The organism is Dietzia sp. E1, assembly GCF_014145015.1.
GTDB lineage: Bacteria > Actinomycetota > Actinomycetes > Mycobacteriales > Mycobacteriaceae > Dietzia > Dietzia cinnamea_A.
Genome location: NZ_JAALDU010000414.1, coordinates 1 through 3,833, shown reverse-complemented (window position 1 = coordinate 3,833; position 3,833 = coordinate 1). Strand labels below are relative to the sequence as shown.

6 protein-coding genes are annotated in these 3,833 nt (G+C 69.3%); 2 read left to right on the top strand and 4 right to left on the bottom strand.

What is annotated here, in order from left to right; genetic code table 11:
* Window positions 1-41 precede the first annotated feature (41 nt).
* Complete coding sequence (locus G6030_RS16770) at window positions 42-443, bottom strand: helix-turn-helix transcriptional regulator (RefSeq protein ID WP_007633541.1); 402 nt, start codon at window positions 441-443, stop codon at window positions 42-44.
* Window positions 440-628 (bottom strand): hypothetical protein, encoded by a 189-nt coding sequence (locus tag G6030_RS13205; protein ID WP_017838548.1) that lies wholly within the window; start codon window positions 626-628, stop codon window positions 440-442. The genes G6030_RS16770 and G6030_RS13205 overlap by 4 nt, the downstream gene beginning before the upstream one ends.
* 134 nt (window positions 629-762) lie before the next feature.
* On the opposite strand from G6030_RS13205, the gene G6030_RS16765 reads away from it, so the two are divergent.
* Entirely contained in the window at window positions 763-888 is a 126-nt protein-coding gene (locus tag G6030_RS16765; protein WP_277817467.1) for a hypothetical protein, read from the top strand.
* Window positions 889-931: 43 nt separating this feature from the next.
* Here the strand turns inward: G6030_RS16765 and G6030_RS13200 are convergent, their stop codons facing one another.
* Complete coding sequence (locus tag G6030_RS13200) at window positions 932-2,536, bottom strand: ABC transporter substrate-binding protein (protein ID WP_182643436.1); 1,605 nt, start codon at window positions 2,534-2,536, stop codon at window positions 932-934.
* Window positions 2,537-2,846: 310 nt separating this feature from the next.
* On the opposite strand from G6030_RS13200, the gene G6030_RS13195 reads away from it, so the two are divergent.
* Window positions 2,847-3,293, top strand: coding sequence for a hypothetical protein (locus G6030_RS13195; protein ID WP_182643435.1), 447 nt, complete (start codon window positions 2,847-2,849; stop codon window positions 3,291-3,293).
* Between the two features lie 2 nt (window positions 3,294-3,295).
* Here the strand turns inward: G6030_RS13195 and G6030_RS13190 are convergent, their stop codons facing one another.
* Entirely contained in the window at window positions 3,296-3,796 is a 501-nt protein-coding gene (locus G6030_RS13190) for a flavodoxin family protein (protein WP_182643434.1), read from the bottom strand.
* Between the last annotated feature and the right edge of the window lie 37 nt (window positions 3,797-3,833).

Here is a 3,833-nt window from a genome sequence, read left to right as displayed (position 1 = left end):
GTCCACGCCGGCACCGTAGCCGGGGCCTCCGACACCGGTTGTCAGTGCAGGTCGCGGGCGGCGATGAGGCCGGAGATGAAGTCGGCGGCCCTGTCTGCTTCGGCGTCGGTGAGGTCGTATGCGATCCCCGCAACGAGAGTGCGGGAGGGGCCGAGCGGTTGAAGGCCGAGACTCACTCGAGTGGTGGCCGACAGGGCTGCGCGGTCGGCGATGTACGCAGCGGTGCAACCCAGAGCATCGGCGATGGCTGCGAACTGCTCGCGGTTCATTGTCGGAGGGTGAGCCGGACGGCCTCGGGCGGCGGGGACCTGGCCCCGTTCACAAATGCTCATGTGGCTCCCGCTTACGCCGACGGCGAGCGCCAGCCTGAGCTGCGTCAGCCCGGCTTCCAGACGAACGGTGCGGATGGCCCGCCCCAGTGACCTCGCCTCAGTTGGCGTCATTGCCCCTCCCCCTCCGTGTCGGGTCGGATCTCAGCTACGACCGACCAGTGCCCGTCCTCCTGGGCGGCCGACACCACGGACGCCTCGGCCCCGTCGAGGAGTCCGAGGTTTTGCAGGCGACGGTCGAGGTCGATGTGAGCGTGCAACTCACTCGGCCCGGTCCCGATGAGGTACATGGTCGCCATCGTGCCCGGTGCTACGACTGTGCGGGCACCGCTCCTGCCGGGTACGCAGATCTGCAAGCACCCAACAGTTCTAAAATAGTCACATAACGCTTCTGGCGGCGGCGGGGACGATCGAGGAACAAGCGGGCACGGTCATGCTGTCCCGTCTGATCGCCTCCGCGACCAGCACCGACGCGGACGCGTCGACGTTCTCCGAGGTGGCCCGGGTGTTCGGCATCGACTGGATCCCCGCCGCACGGCTGGCGGACGAACTCAGCTAGGGCGGGCTAGTTCCGGCGGTCGGCTCTGCCCCGTCGCCGTCGCCTACTCCTCGATGAACGCGCCGTCGAAGAGCATCGTCGAGGAGATGGTCGGACTGATGCCCATTACCGACTCGCCGATCGTCACCAGCTCGACGCCGTTGCCGAAGACCGCGTAGGGCGCCACCTCGTTATGAACCTCCTGCAGGTCGGCGTAGGCCGTCTTCTGGGAGTCGACGTCCGGGGCGGCCTTGAGCGCGGAGATGGCGTCCGCGAACGCGGGATCGTCCACGCCCGACACGTTGAGCGCGCCGCCCGGCATGAGCGAACTCGCCAGCGTGGAAGCCGGGTCGGCGTCGGAGGTAGCCAGGCCGCCGATGGCCATCTCGTAGTCGCCCGTGAACTGACGCGCGCTCGCCGCCGAGGCCGGCGCGACCTCCACGGTCACATCGAAGCCGACGGCGTCGAGCATCGCCTTGATGACGATCCCCGCCTCGCGGTTCTCCGGCACGTCCGACACCAGCAGCGTGAGTGAGCCGTCCCAGCCGGTCTCCTGCTTGAGCTCGGTGACCAGCTCGGTCGCACGCTCGACGTCCAGCGCGGGCCCCTCTTGCCCGTCGAAGAAGCGGGACGAGTCGGCCAGTAGCGCGGACGTGGCCTGGGCCGGGTCGTCGCCCAGCCGGCCGAGCAGCAGCTCCCTGTCGATCGCATGCGTCACGGCCTGGCGTGCGCGCTGATCAGTGAGGATCCCGTCGTAGCCCGCGGCCCCGTTGTTCATGTAGACCAGCCGACCGGCGCTGGTGATCTCCTCGTAGCCCTGCGCACCCGCCTCGCGGGCCATGTCCGCGAACTTGGACCCGCGCAGGAACGCGACCTCCACCTCGTTGTTCTGGAACGCCTCGAGCGTGGACTGCGAGCCCGGGATCTGGATGAACCTCAGCGTGGGGCACACCGGGCCGCCGTAGTAGTCGGGATTCGGCTCCAGCACCATCTCCTGATTGGGCGTGTAGCTGGCGAGCGTGAACGCCCCGGCGCCCACCGGCTCGCGGGCCCACTTCTCCGGGCCCGCCTCGGTGTACGCCTTCTCGGGGATCACCTCGCCCGCCGACCCGGCGAGCAGGACCGGGAACGCGGACCACGGCTCGGCGAGCGTGAACTCGACGGTCAGCGGGTCGATCACCCGCGTCTGCTCGATCTGCTGGACGTCGGTCATGGCCGTCGAGCGCGTGGCCGGGTCCTTGTGCAGGCCCATGGTGAAGGCCACGTCCTGGGCGGTGAGCGGGTCGCCGTTGGAGAACGTCACGCCCTCTCGCAGCGTCAACGTCCACACCGTGTGATCCTCGGAGCTCTCGAGTGACTCGGCGAGCTTCGGCTCGAACGTCTCGGTGCGGGTGTCCCAGCGCACGAGCCGGTCGTAGACGGCCGCCGACTCCGCGCCGCCCCGCACGCCCACCTGCCCCTGACCGGGCGAGAACGACGGCAGCATGACATACGTGCCCATGGTGATCGTGCCGCCGGCCTTGTCCTCGGTACACCGGGCGTCGTCGGCGGGCATCGCCAGCGTGTCCTGATCGGCAGCCGCAGCGGGATCGGCCTCGCTCGAATCGCACGCGGACAGCGCGAGCGCGGTGATCGCCAGTGCAGCGGCGGCGGTGGGGATGCGTCTCATCGGTTCTCCTGAGGGGTGGGAGTCGGGCGCGAACACGAGATAAGTGACGGGTGTCAGCTACTCAGAAAACTAAGTGACACAGAGCACACTGTCGCGCGATTCACCGAACTCGGCACCCGTCCGGACGTGCCTTCCCGATGGAAGAGAAAGCGGCGGGGTCGCGATCACCCGGGTGGTAGTGCGACTCGAAGTCCCGGTAGAGGCGCGGTGGGGCGGCGGCGGGCGTTGTCGTCGTCGTCGGCGGCGCCTCTCCCCCGCGCGCCGACCTCAACCACCAGACGGACGGGGACGCGGTGGATACCATCGCGCCATGACCGAGACGGACCCGTGGATCCCCGCCCGGCTGGTGCGTGGCGCGCTGATCGGCATCGGCGGATTCAACGCGCTGTCAGCGATCGGCGGCGGCATCGGGCTGCTCACGCCCGGGTCTATGGGCATCCCGATCGACGTCATCGCCGGCTCGGGGTTCACCAGCTACGTCTGGCCGGCGATGCTGCTCATCGTGGTGATCGGCGGAACCCAGCTGCTCGCCGTGATCACCGAGGTGCGCCGGGCCGCCGCCGCTCTGTTCTGGGCGGCGTTCGCCGGTTTCGCCATGATTATCTGGATCTTCGTCGAGCTCGCGGTGATGGGCGGGTTCTCGGCGCTGCACGGCATCTACTTCGCCACCGGCACGCTCCAGCTCATCCTGGTGTTCGCGCTACTCGGGATCGCGCCGTCGGTGGTCGCCTCGCGGCGCGATGGTGGGCGGCGCTGAAGTCAGTCGAGAGGGCCGAGCGCCGCCAGCTCCGCTCCCCACGCGCGCGCCCGCTCCACCTCGCCGTCCGCGATAGGGCCTCCGTAGCCGTGGACGCCGAAGGTCTCGGGCTTGGCGGCCGGGCGGAAGCCGCGCGCAACCAGCTTCTTCATGGCCTTCTTGGCCGCCGAACCGGGCAGGCGGGGCTTGACCACACGCGTATCGAACGTCGCCACCGGCACCGCGCGTCTGGGCGGCTGCACCGACTCGATCCACTCGCGAATGCCGCGCTCCGGGATGGACGGGGCGCCCTGCTGCGTAGCCGATTCGCGTGTCGCCGCAGTCGACATGGTGAAGGCGTGGGTAGGGCCGCCAACGATGAGGAAGTCGACCTCGTTGGCGAGCTTGTCCGGCGCGGACACCGCGTCGACGACCTGCATGTCCGCGCCGAACGCGGCCGCGATCTCCCGACCGAGCCGCTCGGTGTTCCCCCACAGCGACTCCACTACGAGTATTCCGGCCATGGCGCCTCTCCCCTCGCCCACTCACCTGAAAGTGTGA